Here is a 17,882-nt window from a genome sequence, read left to right as displayed (position 1 = left end):
CAGCCAGAAATGGCTCATCGCGCGCTCGACCGAGGCGCCGCGCCAGCGGATCACGTCCGGAAGCCCGTCCCAGGAGCCGAAGAAGACATAGGCGAGGAACACCGCCGCCACCGCCATCAGCGGCAGCCCGAGCTAGCGCCGCTCTGCTTCGAGAAGCGGCACCACGCCGAGGCAGGCAAGGCCGATATCAGTGTAAACAGGCGTCCAAACATGGCTCTGACTCGATTTTGATGCAGGGCTTTGTCTATGGCATCGCGGTCATCCTCGCCTTCAGCGTTGCGACACCCGCCCGGCCGTACATTTGCGGCTTCAGCATTTTCAGGCGGTTGATCTGTCCCTCGGTCTGGCCATTGGACCATGGCTCCGTCAGGGCTGCGGCCACCGCGTCGCAATCTTTCCGGAGGCCACGGGCAAAGGCGCCCAGCATGCTGTCCTCGGCCTCTTCGAGCCAGGGAGCCAGCGCAGCTTCCTTGCCATTGCGGAATGAGCGCGGGTGCGCCATCGGTCCGAGCGCCCGCGCGAATGCGGCGAACCTGTCCGCCAGCGTCCTGGCGGTTGCCAAGGCCGGCAGCGCCGCCTCGATGCGGGCAACCATGAGCGCGTCTTCCCGGTTCAGATGGTCCCAGCCCAGTGTCAGCAGCCGCGCGATCTTGCGGGCGGGCGGCGCTTTTCCCGTCCCCGCGGAGAGCGCCCGCCCTGCGCGGCGCTGACGAGTGGCCCACTCTCCGAGTTCAAGACGGTCTGCGAAGCAGGTCGATCGATCCGCGGGATCGATCGAAGACGCAGAACACGGAGCCCGTGAGCCATAGGAACCGGATGAGGGGCTGCAGGTCTGCACTGGCATGGGCGTTCAGCTGCTCGAACTCCTCGACCGTCAATGTCGTGCTCCGGACGTTGACTGCCAGGTGCCGAGGATACTTGCCGACGGTGGTCCAGCCCCTCTTGCCCTCCTAGCCGACCGCCTTGGCTGCGCAGGTCAGGCAAGCCTTGAATTCGGTCAACTGCTTGTTCCAGGAGCAGCGCACCGCACGCTGTCCTCACTCGTCCGGGCGAGGGCGTTCGGCGACGTAGCTGTCCCGCCAATCCAGGACCCGCTCGGCTGTGACCTCCGACAGCCGGAGCCCCTCGAATATGGGACCCAGCGCCTTGAAGCCCGCTGCCAGGGAGCTGTCTATCCTGGCGCTGCGGCTCCGGCTCCTGCGATGTCCCTCGTGAAGCGTCGACGCTTCGCCGAAGGTCGGGTCCGTGCCCTGTCCGGGAACGGCTTCCATCGCCTTCTCGACCACCTCAGCCCAGGAGAGCTCACCTGGCAGCGTCTCGAAGGTGTAGCTGCCATATCTGTCCTGGTCCTGCGGATCATCCACTTCGGAGCCGAGGTCTCGGACGTCCGGCGCCAGCCGATAGCGAGCTTGCCACGCACCAGAATGTGGATGTACGGGCTGCTTCGCGGTATGAGCTTCAGGCGCTTGGGCAGCGAGGACAGGTCAGTCAAGGGCGTTCAGGTCCAGTTGAGAACTGGGTTTGCATTCCCGTGTTGCCAACTGAAGCGCCCTAGATTAACCCCCTTAATCCATTGGCGTTTTCAACTCTCGACTGGAGAGGTCTGGGACTTCCAGGAGCGTGGAATTGGTCCCCCGGACTGTCTCCTCCACCTCATTCGGAAAAGATCCCGGGATGGCCATGCTTGCCACTTTTCTCCGAGCACCCGGTGACCTCCGGATCGAACCAGACCGGCAGCGGGAGGCGCCGGTTCAGCGACGCGCTCGCAATTGCGCTCGGACCAATGGCGCGACAATGGCTCGCTAGCCGGACCAGTTCGCCGCAGGGTAGCGCGTGGCGTCGGGCCTTGGAATGCCGACGATCTAACCCTCAGGATTCCGGTACTGAATCCCTCTCCCCGATATGTGCGGCAAGCCCCTTGGAAGTCTTCTTCCGCAGCCTGCCGGAACTCATCGGCTTTCGTCTTGCCGCTTCCCGCGCCGGGTGTGGTGCCGGAGCACGTCAAAGGTCTCACGCGGACCTGGACGCCTTCGCACCGACATTGCCGGTCAAGATGCGGATGCTGGACACTGCGCTCCATTTCCTGCCGCCCCTGTTCCAGCGGTGCGGAAACAAGCCTGACGCGGCCGAGCGGCCTGGCAAATGACCGTCGGCACGCCCGGGAATGCCCGGATCCCTCCGCCCTCGCCGGAGCTGCGGCCCCGCTTGCTACCAGGCGAGCCGCTCCGCCGCGAAATCCGCCTCGGCGCCGGGAAGTCCGGACTGCACCCCGCCGCGGATCAACAGCGTCGCCAGACCGGCGGCGCGGGCCCCGGCGATGTCGTGCAGCGGGCTGTCGCCGATCATCAGCGTCCGCGCCGGATCGGGATGGCCGAGCGCTGCGAGCGCGGCCTCGTACATGGCGGGCGCCGGCTTGCCGAGGAATTCCACCGGACCGCCCGCCGCCGCATAGTCCTCGGCCACCGCGCCGGGCCCGAAGACCGCCGCCCCGCCATCGACCGTGATCAGGTCGGGATTGACCAGCAGCGCCGGCGTCCCGCGCCGCGCATGCGGGGCGAGCATCGCGGCATAGGCGGCCCGGTCGCGGCGCTGCGGCTCCACCGCGGCGATGATCACCGCCGCGGCCTCGTCAGCGGGACCCGCCGGGCACAGGCCGAGCCCGTCGATGAGCCCGGTCTCGCCCTCACGGGCGACCAGCAGGACCGGGCTGCCGGGCGGCAGCGCCGCGAGCCGGGCGCGCGCAAGCTCGCCCGAGCTGATCACCGCGCGGAAGAGCGATCCGGGAAAGCCCAGCCGCGCCAGCCGCTCGGCATTCGCCGCGGCGCGCTTGCCGGAATTCGTCAGGGCGACGACCGGGACGCCCGATCCGGCCAGCGCCTCCAGCGCCTCCCGGGTCCCGGGGAAGGCCGCGCAGCCGTCATGGAGCACGCCGTACTGGTCGGCCACGACCGCATCGAAGCGCGACGCGACCTCGGACAGGCCCGCGATCTGCCGGGTCATCGGACCGCGGCCGGCAGGGCCGCAAGGGCGATCCGCGCGGTGCCGACCGCCGCATCCTCGGACAGGGGCGGTGCGTCCGCGACGCCGAGCGCCGCCTCGCGCAGCGCCCGCCAGACCGGGTTTCCCGCGCCGCCGCCCACGGTCCTGAGCCGCGCGAGCCGCGGCGCGCCGAGCGCCGCGAGACGGGCATAGCCCTCGGCCTCGATCCGGGCCATGGCCTCGAGCATGCCCTGCAGGAAGAGCGCGTCGGCCGCCGGGCGCGGCTCCAGCCGCGGCGGCAGGGCGGGGTCGGAAACGGGGAAGCGCTCGCCCGGCCGCGGCAGCGGATAGTAGTCGAGCCCACTCGGACTTGCCGGGTCGATCTGCGCGCTCAGCCGCTCCAGCTCCGCGCGCGAGAAATGCGCGGCAAGCACCCCGCCCCCGGTATTCGAGGCACCGCCGGCCAGCCAAGTCTCGCCGATCCGGTGGCTGTAGATACCGTGCTCGGGGGCGAAGACCGGCCGGTCCGACAGGAGCTTCACGGTCAGCGTGGTGCCGAGGCTGGTGACGCCGTCTCCGGGGCGGTCCGCGCCGGTCGCGAGGAAGGCCGCGCAGCCATCGGTCATCCCCGCGACGACCGGCACCCCGCGCGGCAGGCCGAAAGCGCCCGAGCTGCGGCCGGTGACGGCGCCGACCGGCCGGACCTCGGGCAGGAGGCCAGGCCGCAGCGAGGTGCGCGCCAGCCAGTCCGGCCAGCGCCGCAGCACGGGGTCGTAGCCGGTCTTCAGCGCGTTGCTCTCGTCGCTGGCGACCGGGGCATCGGCCAGCAGCCCGGCGATCCAGTCGGCCTGGTGCAGCAGCCGCGCGACCCCGGGCCGGTCCTGCAGGACGATGGCCCGCGCCAGCGCCGAGGCGGCGCCATGAGCGGCGCTTTCCCGCGGGGCGACGGCGGCAATGGCGGCCGGGATGGCCGGGTCCCCGACCGCGTCGTGATACATCAGCGCCGTGCCGACCGGCCGGTCGCGGGCATCGAGCGCCAGCACCGTGCCCGAGGTCCCGTCCACCGCAACCGCGCCCACCCGGGCCGGATCCTGATCGGCGAAGAGCAGCGCCAGCGCCGCCGCGAGCGTGTCGCGCCAGACGCCCGGCGTGCGCAGCGCCTCGTCCCCGCCCGGCATCCGCGCCGAGGCGAAGCCCGCCACCGCGCCGCCGGGCGCCAGGAGCGCCGCGCGCACGCCCGAGGTGCCGATATCGATGCCGAGGGCCAGCGCGCTCATGGGGCGGCCGCCATCTGCCGGGCGGTGCGTTCGGCCTCGAGCGCCTGGCGGTACTTCTCGGCATCCCAGCCGAGCAGCGCCCGGCACTCCGCCCCAGTCAGTCGCGAGGGCTCCGTTCCCGCGGGCAGGCGGAAGACGATCTCGCCCAGCGACTGCGCGAGGGCGATGGCCGCCGGGGAGGCGTCGGCGGCCATCGCGGCCCCGCGCCCGGGCACCAGCACGAGGCCGGAAACCGGGCCGGGATCGGCGGGAAGCGTGTCAGCCACAAGCGGCTCGGGGCCGAGGAAGATCACCTGGTCCGGGCAGAGCGCCAGCCCGGCCGCCATCGCCAGCCGCGCCGGATCGAATGCCAGCGCATTGGTCGCGCCCGGAGGCAGGGCCCGCCAGCCCGGCGCATCTAGCGCGGCGGCGGCCTGCGGAGCGGGGCCGGTATCGAAGCGCTGCCGCGCCTCCGCCAGCACCGCCCCGGCCTCCGCCACCGTCTCTGCGGCGGCGATGATCCCGTGATTGGCCAGGACCGCGCCGCGCGCGCCGGGCTGCCAGGCCGCCAGCACCGCCCGCGCCAGATCCGCCCCCGGCTTGACATAGGGCACATGCACCAGCCGCAGCGCGTCGAGCTCCGCCGCCGGGACCGGCCGCAGGGAGCGCGCGAGGGTGGCGACGCAATGGGTGTGGAGCACGACCGGCGCGTCGAGCGCGGCGTGGAAGCTCGCCTCGATCGAGGGCCGCAGCCCCTCGCCCAGCTGGAAGGCCTGCGGCGTCTCGGCTGACGGATCGCCGGCCAGGAGCGCGGCCTTCAGCCCGGCGGCATCGACCGGCGAGAAGACATCGGCGGTGGCCGCATCGGCCAGCCAGGTGCCCGAGGCCTTGACCAGCATGGTCCCGCCGGCCTTCAGCGACACGTTCCCGCCCGGCCCCTGCACCTGCAGCGGATCGGCGCCCAGCCGTGCGGCGCAGGCCGCGAGCGCGGCGAATTCGGCGGTGTCCCTCAGATCGCTCATGCCGCGCGGTCCCCCATCAGCCAGTCGCCCACCGCGGCCTGCTCGGCCGCCGTCATGCTCAGGTAGTGCTTGGTGCGCCGGACCAGCATGTCCTCGGCGGTCACCGCCCATTCCGTCGCCCGCAGCCACTCTGCCTCGCGCGCGTAGAAGAGCCCGCCGAAATGGCGGCCGAGATCGGCCATGGCCCCGGCCCCGTCCAGCATCTGTTCGGCCCGCGTCCCGTAGCAGCGCGCATAGTGCCGCGCGAGCGGCTCGGGCAGCCAGGCATGGCGGGCGCGGAACCCCTCGAACCAGGCGGCGAAATCCGCGTCCGGCAGGTCCCCGCCCGGCAGCGGCGCCGTCTCCGTCCAGGGGCCCGTCATGGCGGGGAAGACCGGGCGCAGCTTCTCCAGCGCCGCCTCCGAGAGCTTGCGGTAGGTGGTCAGCTTGCCGCCGAAGGCCGAGAGCAGCGGCGGCGCCTCCGGCCCGCCATCGAGCTCGAACGTGTAGTCCCGCGTCACCGCCGAGGCGCCCTTGGCGCTGTCGTCGTCGAAAAGCGGCCGCACGCCGGAATAGGCCGAGAGCACGTCCGACGGCGTCAGCGCGATGCGGAAATGGCTGTTGAGGATGCCGAGCAGGTAGTCGGTCTCGGCCGCGTCGATCTCCACGTCCTCGGGCCGGTCGTCATAGGGGATGTCGGTCGTGCCCACCAGCGCGAGGTCGTCGAAATAGGGGTTCACGAAGATCAGCCGCCGGTCGGGCGCCTGCAGCACGAAGCCGTGCCCGCCCGTCCACCAGCGCGGCAGGATCAGGTGCGAGCCCTTCACCAGGCGGATGCGCTTCGCGCTGGAGACGCCCTCGACCCGGCCCAGCACCTGCTCCACCCAGGGGCCGGCGGCGTTGAAGAGGGCGCGCGCCCGGACCTCCCGCGTGCCCTGGGGACCGCGCAGGGCCACATGCCATAGCCCGCCCTCGCGCCGCGCCGAGACGGCCTCGGTGCGGGTGGCGATCTCGGCCCCGCGCGCCGCCGCGTCGATGGCGTTCAGCACGACCAGCCGCGCGTCGTCGACCCAGACATCGTAATAGGCGAAGGCATGCGGGAAGGCCTCGCGCACCGTCTCGCCCTCGGGGATGCGGTCGAGCCGCGCCGCGCGGGTGCCGGGGATGCGCTTCCTGCCGCCGAGATGGTCGTAGAGGAACAGCCCCAGCCGGATCAGCCAGCGCGGCCGCTGCGCGGGCGAATGCACCAGGAAGAGCCGCAGCGGCCAGGTCATGTGCGGCGCCGCCGAGAGCAGCACCTCGCGCTCGATCAGCGCCTCGCGGACCAGGCGGAACTCGTAGTATTCGAGATAGCGCAGCCCGCCATGGATGTACTTGCCGGAGCGCGAGGACGTCCCCTGGCCGAGATCGTCCTTCTCGGCCAGGAGCACGCGGAGGCCGCGCCCGGCGGCATCGCGTGCGGTTCCGGCGCCGTTGATGCCGCCGCCAATGACGACCAGATCGTAGGGCGCGTCCATGGTCTCAGGCCTCTTCCGCGATCAGCTGCCGGTGCTCGTCCTGCACCCCGTAGGAGCCGAAAGAGGCGGTCGTCTTCGCGATGTCCTCCTCCGACAGCAGCACCGGCCCGCCGATCAGCAGGGTGTTGTAGTACTGCTTCGCGATGGTCTCCAGCTCGACCGCCAGCCACATCGCCTTTTCCAGCGTGGCGCCGACCGCGATCGAGCCGTGATTGGCCAGCAGGCAGGCGGTCCGCCCCTCGAGCGCCTCGAGCGCATGCGCCGACAGCTCGGCGGTGCCGAAGGTCGCATAGGGGGCGCAGCGGACCTCCATGCCCCCGAAGGCCGCCATCATGTAATGCACCGCCGGGATCGGCTTGCGCGCGATCGCCAAGGTCGTGCAGTAGGTCGGATGGGCATGGACCACCGCACCGGCATCGGGCCGCCCCCTGAGGATGTCGAAATGGAAGCGCCATTCGGTCGAGGGCTTCAGCGGCCCCTCCCAGGCACCGTATTCGCCGTCGAAGGGCATCGAGGCGATCATCTCGGGCGTCATCGCCGCATAGGGCGTGGCCGAGGGGGTGATCAGCATCCGGTCGCCGAAGCGCGCCGAGATGTTGCCCGACGTGCCCTGGTTCAGGCCGCTGGCATTCATGAAGCGGCAGTTTTCGATGATGGCCTTGCGCAGGTCCAGTTCGGCTTTCTTCATCTCTCTTCCTCGGTCAGCAGGGGTTGAGCGGCGGTTCGCCCGCCAGCCAGCGGCGCACTTCCTCTGCCGCGCCGGCAGCGGCGATGCGCACGGTCTTCAGCGATGCCCCGGCGATATGCGGGGTCAGCGTGACATTGGGCAGCTGCAGAAGCGGCAGATCGGGGGGCACGGGCTCGACCGCGAAGGTCTCCAGCATCGCGCCGCGCAGGTGCCCGTCGGCCAGCGCGTCATGCAGCGCGCCGTAATCCATCAGCGGGCCGCGGGCGGTGTTGACGAGGATCGCGCCGGGCTTCATCGCGCGGATCGTCCGCTCGTTCATCATGTGCCGGGTCTCCTCGGTCACCCGCGGATGCAGCGTCACCACGTCCGAGCGTTCCAGCAGCGTCTCCAGCGGCACCATCCGCACGCCGTCGGCCATGTCGGCCGGGTCGAGCTGCTTGTAGGGATCCGAGACCAGCACCTCGGTGCCGAAGGCCCGCAGCAGCCGCACCACCCGCGTCCCGATCGCGCCGTAGCCGATCACGCCGACGGTCATGTCCGACAGCTCGTCGCCGGTGATGTCGGCGCGGTAGAGATCGCCGCGGTACTCGCCCCGGCGCAGCGCGTCATGGCCGCGGGTGATGTTGCGGGTCTCCGCCAGGATCGCGCCGATGGCAAACTCGGCCACCGCCGAGGAGTTGCGCCCCGGCGTGTTGACCACCGTCACCCCGTGATCGGCCGCCGCCTGCATGTCGATATTGACCGGGCCGCCGCGCGACACCGCCACCAGCTTCAGCGCGGGCAGCGCCTCGAACATCCCCCGCGAGAGCGGCGCGAGATGCGTCACCAGCACCGGCGCGTCGCCGACATGGCCGATCACCTCCTCGGCGCTGCCCATGTACTCCTTCAGCCCGTCCATGCCTGGGCTGGCATAGCCGTGCTCCATCGGCGCGTCGGGCCAGGGCTGCTGCAGGCGGCGGCAGGCGATGGTGCCGCCGCAGGCCTCCTGCAGCGCTTCCTCGAACATCTCGGGCAGCATGAAGCGGTCGCCGATGATCGCCACGTCAGTCGTCATGCCATGATCTCCTGCGGCACGGTTTCGGGAAGGGGGGCCGCGGCGAGGCCGGCGCGCATCTGCGCCTGCCGCTCCCAGGCGGGGGCCATGGCGGCGCGGGTCTCGCGGTAGCCCTCGAAGAGCTTGTCATAGGTCCGCGCCAGCCCGGCATCGGGCGCCGTCGCGGGCTCGAGCAGCGGGCGCACCCAGCGGTCATTGGCCTCGCCGGCATCGGCGAAGACCCCCTGGGCGATGCCCGCGATCATCACCGCCCCGGCCGCGCCCGCCTCTGCCCGGGCGACGGTGCGCACCGGCCGCTCCAGCGCCGAGGCGAGGATCAGCCGCAGCGCGCCCGAGCGCGCGGCCCCGCCGGTCAGGCGGATCTCGCCGGGCAGCGGGCCCATCGCGGCGTAGCAGTCGCGCGCCGCCAGGGCGAGCCCGTCATAGACCGCGCGCACCAGGTCGAACCAGCCGGTGGACTGGTCGAGCCCAGTGAAGCTGGCCCGCGCGGCGGGCTCGGTGAAGGGGCCGCGCTCGCCCGCGGCGGAGATGTAGGGATGGAAGAGCGCCGCCCCCGGCCGCGCCGCCATCACATGGCCGTCGAGGCTGCGCAGCAGGTCGGCGGGGCTGCGCGCCACGCCCTCCGCGGCGAGAATCTGGCAGCCGAGCCCGAGCAGCCAGTCGATGTTCAGCGTCGCGGCCATGTTGGTCTGCAGCTGCGCATAGGCCGGGCCCGGGAAGGGCATCGTGTAGCCGGTGCGGTCGGCATTCAGCGCGACCTCCGACTGGTCGGCGGCAAAGCGCATGTGCACGCCGGTCGAGCCGAGGATGGTGAAGCCCGGACGCGCCGCGGCATCATGCAGCCCCGCGCCCATCGCCGAGGTCATGATGTCGACATAGCCGAGCGAGACCGGCAGCCCCGCGGGCAGCCCGGTCGCCGCCGCCGCCGCGGGCGAGAGCGCATGGGCCTCCTTCGATCCGTCGAGGATCGGCGGCAGCAGGCGGCGCAGCGGCGACAGCCCCAGCGCCTCGATCACCTCCTCGGAATAGTCCCGGCTGCGGTAGTCGCCGAAGGTGAAGACGCCCTCGGTCGGATCGGTGGCGAGCACGCCGGTCAGCCGGTAGTAGAGCCAGTCCTTGCAGTGCAGCGCCGTCGCCGCGCGCTCCAGCAGCTGCGGCGCATGGCGCGTCATCCACAGCAGATGCGTGCGCATCTGGCAGACATTCACGCCCGAGCCGCAGATGCGGTAGACCGCGCCGATCCCGGGCAGCTGCGCCAGGTCGCGCGCCTCCGCCGCCGCCCGCGCGTCGAGCCAGAGCCAGCCGTCATGCACCGGCCGCCCGGCGGCATCGACCAGCCAGGTGCCGTCGCCCTGCCCGGTCACGCCGAGCGCCAGCACGCGGTCGGGCCCGACCTGGGCGGCGACCTCGCGCAGCACCGCGGCGGTGTCCTCCCAGGTGCGCAGCATGTCCTGCTCCACCCCGCCATCGGGCAGCGTGGCATAGCTGTTGCGGCGGCTGGCGACGGCCAGCTCGCGCCCGTCGAGCCCGAAGGCCACGGCCTTGATGACCGAGGTTCCCGCGTCGACGCCGATCAGGATGTCCGCGCTCATGCCAGCTGCCCGCCATGGCTGATCGCGCGGCCGGTGGCGCGGTCGAAGATGTGCAGGTCGGCCGGGGCGATGGCGATCGGGATGCGGTCGCCCTGGCGCAGGTCCGCGCGGTCATGGCGGACCGAGACGATGGTGCCGCCGGCGAAGCCCGCCGAGATATGGGTCTGGTCGCCCAGCCACTGGTTCGCCGCGACCTGCGCCGTCAGCCCGCCCTCGGCGATGCGCACCGCATGGGGCCGCACGCCCAGCGTGATCCCCCGCCCCGCCGCGAGCCTTTCGCGGAGCGCGCCGGGAAAGGCGCCGGCGTCGTAGTCGAGCGACGCGCCCTCGCCCAGCCGGAAGGCCAGCCGCCCGCCGCTGTCCTGCGGCTCGGCATCGAAGACATTCATCGGCGGCTCGCCGATGAAGGTGCCGGTGAAGAGGTTCGCGGGCCGCTCCTTCAGCGCGGCGGGCGTGTCGAACTGCTGCAGCTCGCCATTCTCCATCACCGCGATCCGGTCGGCCAGCGCATTCGCCTCGGTCTGGTCATGGGTGACGAGGATGGCGGTCAGCCCGCGCTCGCGGATGAAATGCTTGATCCGGCCGCGCAGGAGCGCGCGCAGCTGCGGCTCGAGCTGGCCCATCGGCTCGTCGAGCAGGTGCAGCGCCGCCCGGCGGATCAGCGCGCGGGCCAGCGAGGCGCGCTGCTGCTGGCCGCCCGAGACCGAGGAGGGATAGCGGTCGAGGATGGCGGTGATCTCGACCAGATGCGCGACCTCCTCCACCCGCGCCGCGACCTCGGAGGCCGCCAGCTTCTCGCCCTTCAGCGCGAAGGCGATGTTCTCGCGCAGGGTCAGCGGTGGGTAGAGCGAATAGCCCTCGAAGGCCATGGCGACGCCGCGGCGGCCAGGCGGCAGGCGGTGGACCTCCTGCCCGCCCAGCGAGATGCGCCCCGAGCTGACCTCCTCGAAGCCCGCGATCATCCGCAGCGTCGAGGTCTTGCCGCAGCCCGAGGAGCCCAGCAGCGCGACGATCTCGCCCTGGCCGATGGCGAGGTCCAGCGCCTTCACGGCATGGACCTTGCCGCCGTAGATCTTGTTGACCGACGCGATCTCAAGGTAGCTCATGCCGCGGCCTCCCTTGCATGCAGGACCGGAACGATGCGCTGGCCGGTCAGGCGGTCGAAGAGGATGGCGTTCTCCGCCGCCGCCGAGATCCGCGCGCTGCCCTCGGACGGCGCGGGCGTGCCCGCCGGGCGCGACACGAAGAGCTCGCGGCCGCGCTTGGTCTGGGTCAGCGTGACGGTCTTCTCGTTGAAGGGCGTCTCCGCCTCGATCTCCACCGGGATGCCGTGCTCGGCGAAATGCAGAGCCTCGGGACGCAGCCCGATCACCGCCGCCCGGCCCACCGCCGCCTCGTAGCCCGGCGCCAGGTAGAGCTTCTGGTCCGAAAGCCGGACATGGACGCCGCGCTCGTCCCGCTCGGGGATGACGTCGAGGAGGTTGATGACCGGCTCGCCGAAGAGCCGCGCGATGCCGATGCTGGCGGGGCGCAGGTAGATGTCCTCGGGCGTGCCGATCTGGGCGATGCGGCCCTCGTCGAGCACCGCGATCGACTGGCCGATCGCCATCGCCTCCTTGTAGTCCTGGGTGACGTAGATCACCGTCGCGCCGCGGTCGGCCAGGAGCCGCGGCAGCTCCAGCCGCATCTCGAAGCGCAGCTTGGCGTCGACATTGCGCAGCGGATCGTCAAGGAGCAGCACGTCGGGCTCGGCCACCAGCGCGCGGGCCAGCGCGGTGCGCTGCTTCTGGCCGTTCGACAGCGCCTTGGGGTGGTGGCCGAGCACGTGGTCGATCTTCAGGAGCCGCGCGACCCGCCCCACCCCGTCGAGGATCTGCGCCCGGCTGGAACGGCGCGCCTCCAGCGGGCTGGCGATATTGGCCTCGGCCGACATGTGCGGGAAGAGCGCGAAGTTCTGGAAGGCCATGCCGATGCCGCGCGCCTCGGGCGGCAGCCCGGTGACGTCCTCGCCGCCCAGAAGGATGCGGCCCGCGTCGGGCTCCACCGCCCCGGCGATGCAGCGCAGCAGCACGGTCTTGCCGGCCCCCGAGGCGCCGAAGAGCGCGAGCGTCCCGCCCTCGGGCACCTCGAGCGACACGCCGTCGAGCACGGCCTGGCCCTTGTAGGTCTTGGTCAGGTTTTCGATGCGGATGGCTTTCATGGGCTTATCCTTTCACCGCGCCGAGGGAGAGCCCTTCGACCAGGTAGCGTTGCGCGTAGAGGGCGAGGGCCAGCACCGGCAGGATCGACAGCACCACCGCCGCCGCGATCTGGCCGTACTGGATGCCGCTGGCGGTGACGAAGGCCAGCGCGCCCACCGTGACCGGCTGCTTGTCCGCCGAGGCCAGCACCAGCGCGAAGACGAAGTTGTTCCAGGCGAAGATGAAGGCCAGCAGAGCCGCCGCCGCGATGCCGGGCCCGGCCAGCGGCAGCGAGATCCGGCAGAAGGTCGAGAACCAGCTATGCCCGGCGATGCGGTAGGCATGCTCGATATCGGGGCTGATATCCTCGAAATAGCCGCGCACGATCCACAGGATCAGCGGCAGGCAGATCAGCTGGTAGACCCAGATCAGCCCCAGATAGGTGTCGGCAAGGCCGATCTGCTGGAAATAGAGCGTCAGCGGCAGCAGCACGAGGAGCGGCGGCGCGAAGCGGAAGCTCAGCAGCGTGAAGGCGATGTCCTCGGAGCCGCGGAACTTGTGGCGGGCGAAGGCATAGGCGGCAGGCACCCCGAGCACCAGCGACAGCGCCACCGAGCCTGCCGAGAGGATCACCGAATTCATCAGGTTCCGCATGAACTCGATCCCCATCGAGGCGACATTGCTGTCGAGATGGCCCGAGATGATCGCGGCATAGTTCGACACGGTCGGCCGGAACACCACCGAGGGCGGGGAGCGCAGGATGGTCTCGTTGGTCTGGAAGCTCATCAGAACGATCCACAGGATCGGGAAGATGAAGAAGCACACGACCAGCACCAGCGCCAGGCCGCGCAGCAGGCGTTCGAGGGGCGATTGATGGGTCATGGCTCAGGCCTCCCCGCGGGCGCGCTCGCGGAGCCGCAGCCAGTTCTTGATGAAGACATTCGACAGGAAGAAGGTGATCGCCCAGAGGATGATCAGCAGCGCCGCCGAGCGCCCGACATTGGTCGACTGGAAGAAGGTCAGGTAGGCCTCGACCTGGAAGACCATCAGCGTGTCGCCCGGACCGCCCTGGGTCATGGCGTAGATGATGTCGAACTGCTGGATGCTGTCGAGCAGCCGGAACAGCGCCGCCGTCAGCAGGTAGGGCGTCAGCATCGGCAGGGTGATCCGCCAGAACTGCTGCAGCCGCGGCACGTTGTCGAGCGCGGCCGCCTCGAAGGGCTGGGTCGGCAGCGAGCGCAGCCCGGCCAGCAGCAGGATCATGATGAAGGGCGTGTAGACCCAGACATCGACCAGCACGACGGTCAGGAGCGCGGTCGAGGGATCGGCGCCCCAGCGCATGTCGCCGAAGCCGATCGCCTGGGCGAAGTAGCTCAGGATGCCGAAATTCGGGTTGGTCATCAGCTTGAACATCAGCGCCGCCAGCGCCGGGGCGGTCATCAGCGGCATCAGGAGCATGATCGAGACGAAGTTGTTGACCCGCGTCCGCTTCTGCAGCAGGAGCGCGATCCCCAGCCCCAGCGCCAGCTCGATCCCGACGGTCAGCGCGGCATAGAGCAGGCTGACCTCCAGCGTGTTCCAGAAGGACGGGTCGGTCAGGAAGTCGAGATAGTTCTCGCCCCAGTTCATCGCGCGGTTCCAGGGCTGCGACAGCCGGTAGCGCTGCAGCGAGTAGAACACCGCCGTGAAGAACGGGACCAGGATGCCGATGCAGACCAGCAGGGCCGGCATGCTCAGCAGGTACGGGAAAAGCGCGGGCGGTACCCGGAAGCGCCGCGAGGGCGTCCGGGCAGCGGTCATGTCAGCCATCTGCACACCTCTTGGGGGTCGGCGGGCCGCTCCGGGCCCGCCTTTTCTCGGACGATCGGCGGTGCCGGGCGCGTCAGCCCAGCCCGGCGTCCTTCAGCTGCCGGTCGATGCTCGCCGCCAGCTGGTCGAGCCCCTCGTCGACCGGGACTTCCTTCGCCACCATCTTCTGCAGGCTGGCGGCCCATTCGGTCATCAGGTCGAAGAACAGCGGCTGCGGCGTGAACTTGATCGACGCGCCCGGGGCCGAGACGTCATGCATGTCGACATAGCCCGGATAGCTGCCCGACAGCCGGTCGCGGAACCCCGCATCGGCCCAGACCGACTTGCGCACCGGATTGACGAAATCCATCTGCGTCGCGCCGAAGAGCGCATGCTCGGGACCGCTTGCCCATTGCAGGAAGTACCAGGCGGCATCCGGCTGCTTCGAGAATTTCGACATGGCCAGCGACCAGATCCAGATATTCGGCGTCGGCTTGCCGTCGCCCGAGGCGGCGAAGGGCGCATAGGCCAGCTGCCCCTCCATGGCGTTGCCCGCGCCGTTCATGAAATAGCCCAGGATGTCGGCGTCGTAGATCATCGCCGACTTGCCCGCGCCCAGATCGGTGCCGACCTGGTACCAGGTATGGGTCGACCAGTCCCTCGCGCCGCTGTCCTGGATCATCTTCACCCATTTGGCGTGGAAGTCCTTCGAGCCCGCGGTGTTCATCGCCGCCGAGAGCTTGCCGTCGTCATTCACGTTCAGGTCGGACTGGCCGAGATTGGCATAGGCCGACAGGAAGCCCGGATGGATCGTCGCCCAGCTGCGCGAGCCGCGCACGCCGATGCCGTAGACCCCCTCGTTGGCGGCCTGCGCCGCCGCGGCGGCCTCCATCAGCCCGTCGAGATCGGTCGGCACGCCGACGCCGGCCTTCTCCAGCATCGCGGCATTGTAGGTCAGGTTGTTCTGCTCGTAGCCCCAGGGGATGCACCACTGCTTGGCATCCTCCGATCCCAGCGCGCCGCCGGGCTGGCCGTTCCAGGCGCAGGACTTGCGCACGCCCTCCAGCATGTCGTCCCAGTTGTAGTGCGGATTGGTCTTCGCCGCGTCCTGGATCCATTCGGAGTGGTCGACCACCCAGCCCGCGGGCCCGTAGGTCCAGGTCATGTAGGCGCCGGTCATGAAGGCGTCGTACTCGCTGGAGCGCGAGGACAGCGCGGCCGTGACCTTGTCGAAATAGACGTCCTCGGGGAAGATGTCGTACTCGACATTCATCCCGGTCAGCGCCTTGAAGTTCTCCAGATTGGCGATCATCGCATCCGTGTAGGGATGCTTGTTCAGAAGCAGCTTGACCGACTTGCCGGAATGCGCCTTCCAGTCGAAATCGGCCGCCAGCGCCCGCGTCGCCGCGGCATTCACCAGCACCGACGCCGTCCCGGCGGTCATTCCCAGTGCCGCCAGCCCGCGCAACAGGCTGCGGCGGCTCATCTGGCCGCGCATGTAGGCGTCGACCAGGTCCTTTTCCTTTTCGTGCATTCCCGGGTTCCTCCCTGAAGCCCGCGTTTCATTCGGCGGCGACTGTCTCCTTGCCCTCCAGCCGCCCGACGAGGGTGCGGGCCGTGGCCTCGTCGATGATCAGTCCGGTCAGGAGGCCGCTCTTGAGGGCGGCTGCGATTGCCTCGACCTTGCTGGCGCCGCCGGCAATGGCGACGATGTCCCGTCCGCGCAGATCCCCCAGCGGCGCGGACATGGTCCGGCCGTCGAAGGGCGTGGAGAGGATATTTCCCCCGGCATCCAGGAACTGGCCGAGGATCTCGGCCACTGCGCCCTCCCGGCGCAGCGCTCCGGCCAGGACCGGCCCGTCCTGCTCTGCCTCGGCGATGCCGACCGAGCTCTGCAGGTCGCCGATGCCGACGATGGCCAGCGTGGCGCGGTCCATGTGCTCGAACGCCGTGCGCAGCATCGACTGCCCCATCAGCATGTCCTTGTCCTGCGCCGTGTCGGTGAAGAGCGGCGCCGGCATCAGGTAGCCCGCCGCGCCGGTCTTCTGCGCAAGCCGGTGGATCACGTCATAGGGGTTCGCCGCCAGCGACCGCGTCAGCCCGCCGAGAAGCGACACGAAGGTGACGCCGGGCCTGGCCCGCGGCCGCATCGCCTCGACGACGGCGGCGATGGTGCGGCCGTGGCTGACGCCGATCACCTCATGGGCGCCCGAGTCCAGCATGTGCCCCAGCCAGTTCGCCCCGGCCGCGCCAAGCGCCCGCAGCGGGATCGGCGCGGGTTCCGCCAGATCCATCGCGACATGGCAGGCCGTCAGCCCGAAGCGCTCGATCAGCGCATTCTCCAGCTGCACGCAGGGCGCGGCGGTGGCGTCGACGGTGATGTGGACGAAGCCGAGCCCCTGCGCCTTGGCGATGGCGCGATGGGCGCTGCTCGTGGACAGGCCCAGCCGCTCCGCCACTTCGTTCTGGGTCAGCCCCCCGACGAAATGCAGCCATGCCGCGCGCGCCACGATGTCGACATCGGACTCCTGCGGCGAGGATTTCGGGCCTCGCGCCAATGGTCTTCCTCCCTTGCGGCCCTCTCCGGGCCCGCCCCGGTCGCCCGGTGCGTTTTTTTTCGTTAATGGAATATTTTTCATTCCGGGTGAGTCTGTCAACGTTTTTCCGAAATGAGGCTGTTGGGACGGACCCCGGCGAGCTTCCCGCGGACAGGATGGATATCGGCCGCCGCGACCTGCAGCCCGGCGATGTCCACTTCGGGACCCTCGATTGCGGCAGCCGCCATTCCGGCCTGCACCAGCCAAAGACCGGCTCCGGCGCCAGCCATTTCCCGATGATCCCCGGGCAGGAGATCACCGGCCGCGTCACCGCGGTCGGCAGCGACGTCAAGAGCTTCAAGCCCGGCTGCCTCCTCGGCAATTGCGGCACTTGCGGCACCTGCCCCGCCTGCCGCCGCGGCCCGGAGCAGATCTGCGCGGACGAAGGCGGCACACGCTGCCCTTCAACGCCCCCCGAGAGGTATCTCGCGGCATGACCGATGGCGGCTTTTCGCAGGCAATTCCTGCAAGGAAGCCTGCATGCTGCGCGTGCCGAAGACCCGCGGTCCGGCCGCGCCTTTGCGCGGCAATCGCCGTCTATTCGCCGTTCAAGCACTGGGGGATCGGCGCAGTCACGACGGCGGGCATCGGCGGGCTCGGCCGTGTCGCAATCCGCACCGCCCGGGCGATCGGCGCGCATGTCGTTGCCTTCACAACCTCCGCCGCCAAGGCCGACAACGCCAAGCGGCGCGGCGCATGAGGCCGTCCTGTCCACCGATCCGGCGCCGATGACCGCGTTCAAGTCGAAGGTCGACCTGATCATCGACACGTTCTCGGCACAGCATGACGCGAACGGCTACCTAACCTGCTGGCCTGCCCGCCCAGCCGCCGGGAGTCGGCGCGTTCAATGTCGTGAAGGGGCGCGGAAGCTTCCCGGGACGGATAGCGGCGGGATCGCGGAGGCGCGGGGATGCCGGATTTCTGCGCCGGGCACGGCATCTCCGCGGAGAGGATCAGCGAGGCCTTCGAGCGGCTGGAGAAGAACGGCGTCCGCTAGCGCTTCGTCATCGGCAAGGAGACGCTGGCTGGAGCTGGCGCCACCGGCCGCAACGGGACAGGCGGCCGGCCGCCGGTATCGGCCGCCTTTGTCCCTGGCGTGCGGTGCCAGGCCGCGCGCCCCGCGGCAAGCCCTCCGCGCGGTCCGCCGCTATCGCCAGGCAGGGCCAATCGCAGCCGGGAACCGGCGCACGGATGCTTTCACATGGCCGCGCCGGACCGGTGCGCCGCTCG

General features: G+C 70.5%; 17 protein-coding genes and 1 pseudogene. 3 read left to right on the top strand and 15 right to left on the bottom strand.

Features of this window, described 5'->3' with window-relative positions; translation table 11 throughout:
- Positions 1 to 244: 244 nt before the first annotated feature.
- Together FGX59_RS39555 and FGX59_RS01445 are read right to left on the bottom strand one after the other, a co-directional pair.
- A pseudogene (locus tag FGX59_RS39555) lies at positions 245 to 442 on the bottom strand (ISL3 family transposase); the annotation flags it as partial.
- 595 nt (positions 443 to 1,037) lie between these two features.
- Positions 1,038 to 1,364 (bottom strand): hypothetical protein, encoded by a 327-nt coding sequence (locus FGX59_RS01445; RefSeq protein WP_138464622.1) that lies wholly within the window; start codon positions 1,362 to 1,364, stop codon positions 1,038 to 1,040.
- 554 nt (positions 1,365 to 1,918) lie between these two features.
- Here FGX59_RS01445 and FGX59_RS01440 point away from each other — a divergent pair.
- Complete coding sequence (locus tag FGX59_RS01440) at positions 1,919 to 2,146, top strand: hypothetical protein (protein ID WP_138464621.1); 228 nt, start codon at positions 1,919 to 1,921, stop codon at positions 2,144 to 2,146.
- A 62-nt stretch (positions 2,147 to 2,208) separates the two neighbouring features.
- Here FGX59_RS01440 and FGX59_RS01435 read toward each other — a convergent pair whose 3' ends face one another.
- The 13 genes from FGX59_RS01435 to FGX59_RS01375 all read right to left on the bottom strand — a co-directional run bounded on the left by FGX59_RS01435 (position 2,209) and on the right by FGX59_RS01375 (position 16,613).
- A complete protein-coding gene (locus FGX59_RS01435; protein WP_138464619.1) occupies positions 2,209 to 3,000 on the bottom strand; it encodes a TIGR01459 family HAD-type hydrolase in 792 nt (263 codons plus the stop codon).
- Positions 2,997 to 4,256: an FGGY-family carbohydrate kinase gene (locus FGX59_RS01430; protein WP_138464617.1), complete on the bottom strand. Its 1,260-nt coding sequence runs from the start codon at positions 4,254 to 4,256 to the stop codon at positions 2,997 to 2,999. The genes FGX59_RS01435 and FGX59_RS01430 overlap by 4 nt, the downstream gene beginning before the upstream one ends.
- Positions 4,253 to 5,257 (bottom strand): class II aldolase/adducin family protein, encoded by a 1,005-nt coding sequence (locus FGX59_RS01425; RefSeq protein ID WP_171060470.1) that lies wholly within the window; start codon positions 5,255 to 5,257, stop codon positions 4,253 to 4,255. The genes FGX59_RS01430 and FGX59_RS01425 overlap by 4 nt, the downstream gene beginning before the upstream one ends.
- Positions 5,254 to 6,753: a glycerol-3-phosphate dehydrogenase gene (locus FGX59_RS01420; protein ID WP_138464615.1), complete on the bottom strand. Its 1,500-nt coding sequence runs from the start codon at positions 6,751 to 6,753 to the stop codon at positions 5,254 to 5,256. Before FGX59_RS01420 ends, FGX59_RS01425 begins: the two co-directional genes overlap by 4 nt.
- 4 nt (positions 6,754 to 6,757) lie before the next feature.
- A complete protein-coding gene (locus FGX59_RS01415; RefSeq protein ID WP_138464614.1) occupies positions 6,758 to 7,441 on the bottom strand; it encodes a class II aldolase/adducin family protein in 684 nt (227 codons plus the stop codon).
- Between the two features lie 13 nt (positions 7,442 to 7,454).
- A complete protein-coding gene (locus FGX59_RS01410; RefSeq protein ID WP_138464613.1) occupies positions 7,455 to 8,495 on the bottom strand; it encodes a 2-hydroxyacid dehydrogenase in 1,041 nt (346 codons plus the stop codon).
- Positions 8,492 to 10,087, bottom strand: coding sequence for an FGGY-family carbohydrate kinase (locus FGX59_RS01405; RefSeq protein ID WP_138464612.1), 1,596 nt, complete (start codon positions 10,085 to 10,087; stop codon positions 8,492 to 8,494). The genes FGX59_RS01410 and FGX59_RS01405 overlap by 4 nt, the downstream gene beginning before the upstream one ends.
- Positions 10,084 to 11,193, bottom strand: a complete 1,110-nt coding sequence (locus FGX59_RS01400) for an ABC transporter ATP-binding protein (RefSeq protein ID WP_138464611.1) — start codon at positions 11,191 to 11,193, stop codon at positions 10,084 to 10,086. The genes FGX59_RS01405 and FGX59_RS01400 overlap by 4 nt, the downstream gene beginning before the upstream one ends.
- Positions 11,190 to 12,287 carry an ABC transporter ATP-binding protein gene (locus FGX59_RS01395; protein ID WP_138464609.1) on the bottom strand — a complete coding sequence of 366 codons (1,098 nt, stop codon included), beginning with the start codon at positions 12,285 to 12,287 and terminating at the stop codon, positions 11,190 to 11,192. Before FGX59_RS01395 ends, FGX59_RS01400 begins: the two co-directional genes overlap by 4 nt.
- Positions 12,288 to 12,291: 4 nt before the next feature.
- Positions 12,292 to 13,149 carry a carbohydrate ABC transporter permease gene (locus FGX59_RS01390; RefSeq protein WP_138464608.1) on the bottom strand — a complete coding sequence of 286 codons (858 nt, stop codon included), beginning with the start codon at positions 13,147 to 13,149 and terminating at the stop codon, positions 12,292 to 12,294.
- Positions 13,150 to 13,152: 3 nt separating this feature from the next.
- Positions 13,153 to 14,076 carry a carbohydrate ABC transporter permease gene (locus FGX59_RS01385; protein WP_138464607.1) on the bottom strand — a complete coding sequence of 308 codons (924 nt, stop codon included), beginning with the start codon at positions 14,074 to 14,076 and terminating at the stop codon, positions 13,153 to 13,155.
- A 73-nt stretch (positions 14,077 to 14,149) separates the two neighbouring features.
- Entirely contained in the window at positions 14,150 to 15,589 is a 1,440-nt protein-coding gene (locus tag FGX59_RS01380) for an extracellular solute-binding protein (RefSeq protein ID WP_138464605.1), read from the bottom strand.
- A 28-nt stretch (positions 15,590 to 15,617) separates the two neighbouring features.
- Positions 15,618 to 16,613 (bottom strand): sugar-binding transcriptional regulator, encoded by a 996-nt coding sequence (locus FGX59_RS01375; protein WP_240722201.1) that lies wholly within the window; start codon positions 16,611 to 16,613, stop codon positions 15,618 to 15,620.
- A 155-nt stretch (positions 16,614 to 16,768) separates the two neighbouring features.
- On the opposite strand from FGX59_RS01375, the gene FGX59_RS38090 reads away from it, so the two are divergent.
- Positions 16,769 to 17,089, top strand: a complete 321-nt coding sequence (locus FGX59_RS38090) for an alcohol dehydrogenase catalytic domain-containing protein (protein WP_206078269.1) — start codon at positions 16,769 to 16,771, stop codon at positions 17,087 to 17,089.
- Positions 17,086 to 17,352: a hypothetical protein gene (locus FGX59_RS38085; protein ID WP_206078268.1), complete on the top strand. Its 267-nt coding sequence runs from the start codon at positions 17,086 to 17,088 to the stop codon at positions 17,350 to 17,352. Before FGX59_RS38090 ends, FGX59_RS38085 begins: the two co-directional genes overlap by 4 nt.
- The last annotated feature ends 530 nt before the right edge of the window (positions 17,353 to 17,882 follow it).

The sequence above is a fragment of the Poseidonocella sp. HB161398 genome, assembly GCF_005870025.1.
GTDB lineage: Bacteria > Pseudomonadota > Alphaproteobacteria > Rhodobacterales > Rhodobacteraceae > Mangrovicoccus.
This window is presented reverse-complemented; position numbering and strand designations above follow the sequence as displayed.

Coding starts and splice junctions, on each gene's coding strand:
- FGX59_RS01435 (WP_138464619.1), bottom strand. CDS start 3,000: ATGACCCGGCAGATCGCGGGCCTGTCCGAGGTCGCGTCGCGCTTCGAT.
- FGX59_RS01430 (WP_138464617.1), bottom strand. CDS start 4,256: ATGAGCGCGCTGGCCCTCGGCATCGATATCGGCACCTCGGGCGTGCGC.
- FGX59_RS01425 (WP_171060470.1), bottom strand. CDS start 5,257: ATGAGCGATCTGAGGGACACCGCCGAATTCGCCGCGCTCGCGGCCTGC.
- FGX59_RS01420 (WP_138464615.1), bottom strand. CDS start 6,753: ATGGACGCGCCCTACGATCTGGTCGTCATTGGCGGCGGCATCAACGGC.
- FGX59_RS01415 (WP_138464614.1), bottom strand. CDS start 7,441: ATGAAGAAAGCCGAACTGGACCTGCGCAAGGCCATCATCGAAAACTGC.
- FGX59_RS01410 (WP_138464613.1), bottom strand. CDS start 8,495: ATGACGACTGACGTGGCGATCATCGGCGACCGCTTCATGCTGCCCGAG.
- FGX59_RS01405 (WP_138464612.1), bottom strand. CDS start 10,087: ATGAGCGCGGACATCCTGATCGGCGTCGACGCGGGAACCTCGGTCATC.
- FGX59_RS01400 (WP_138464611.1), bottom strand. CDS start 11,193: ATGAGCTACCTTGAGATCGCGTCGGTCAACAAGATCTACGGCGGCAAG.
- FGX59_RS01395 (WP_138464609.1), bottom strand. CDS start 12,287: ATGAAAGCCATCCGCATCGAAAACCTGACCAAGACCTACAAGGGCCAG.
- FGX59_RS01390 (WP_138464608.1), bottom strand. CDS start 13,149: ATGACCCATCAATCGCCCCTCGAACGCCTGCTGCGCGGCCTGGCGCTG.
- FGX59_RS01385 (WP_138464607.1), bottom strand. CDS start 14,076: ATGGCTGACATGACCGCTGCCCGGACGCCCTCGCGGCGCTTCCGGGTA.
- FGX59_RS01380 (WP_138464605.1), bottom strand. CDS start 15,589: ATGCACGAAAAGGAAAAGGACCTGGTCGACGCCTACATGCGCGGCCAG.
- FGX59_RS38090 (WP_206078269.1), top strand. CDS start 16,769: ATGGATATCGGCCGCCGCGACCTGCAGCCCGGCGATGTCCACTTCGGG.
- FGX59_RS38085 (WP_206078268.1), top strand. CDS start 17,086: ATGACCGATGGCGGCTTTTCGCAGGCAATTCCTGCAAGGAAGCCTGCA.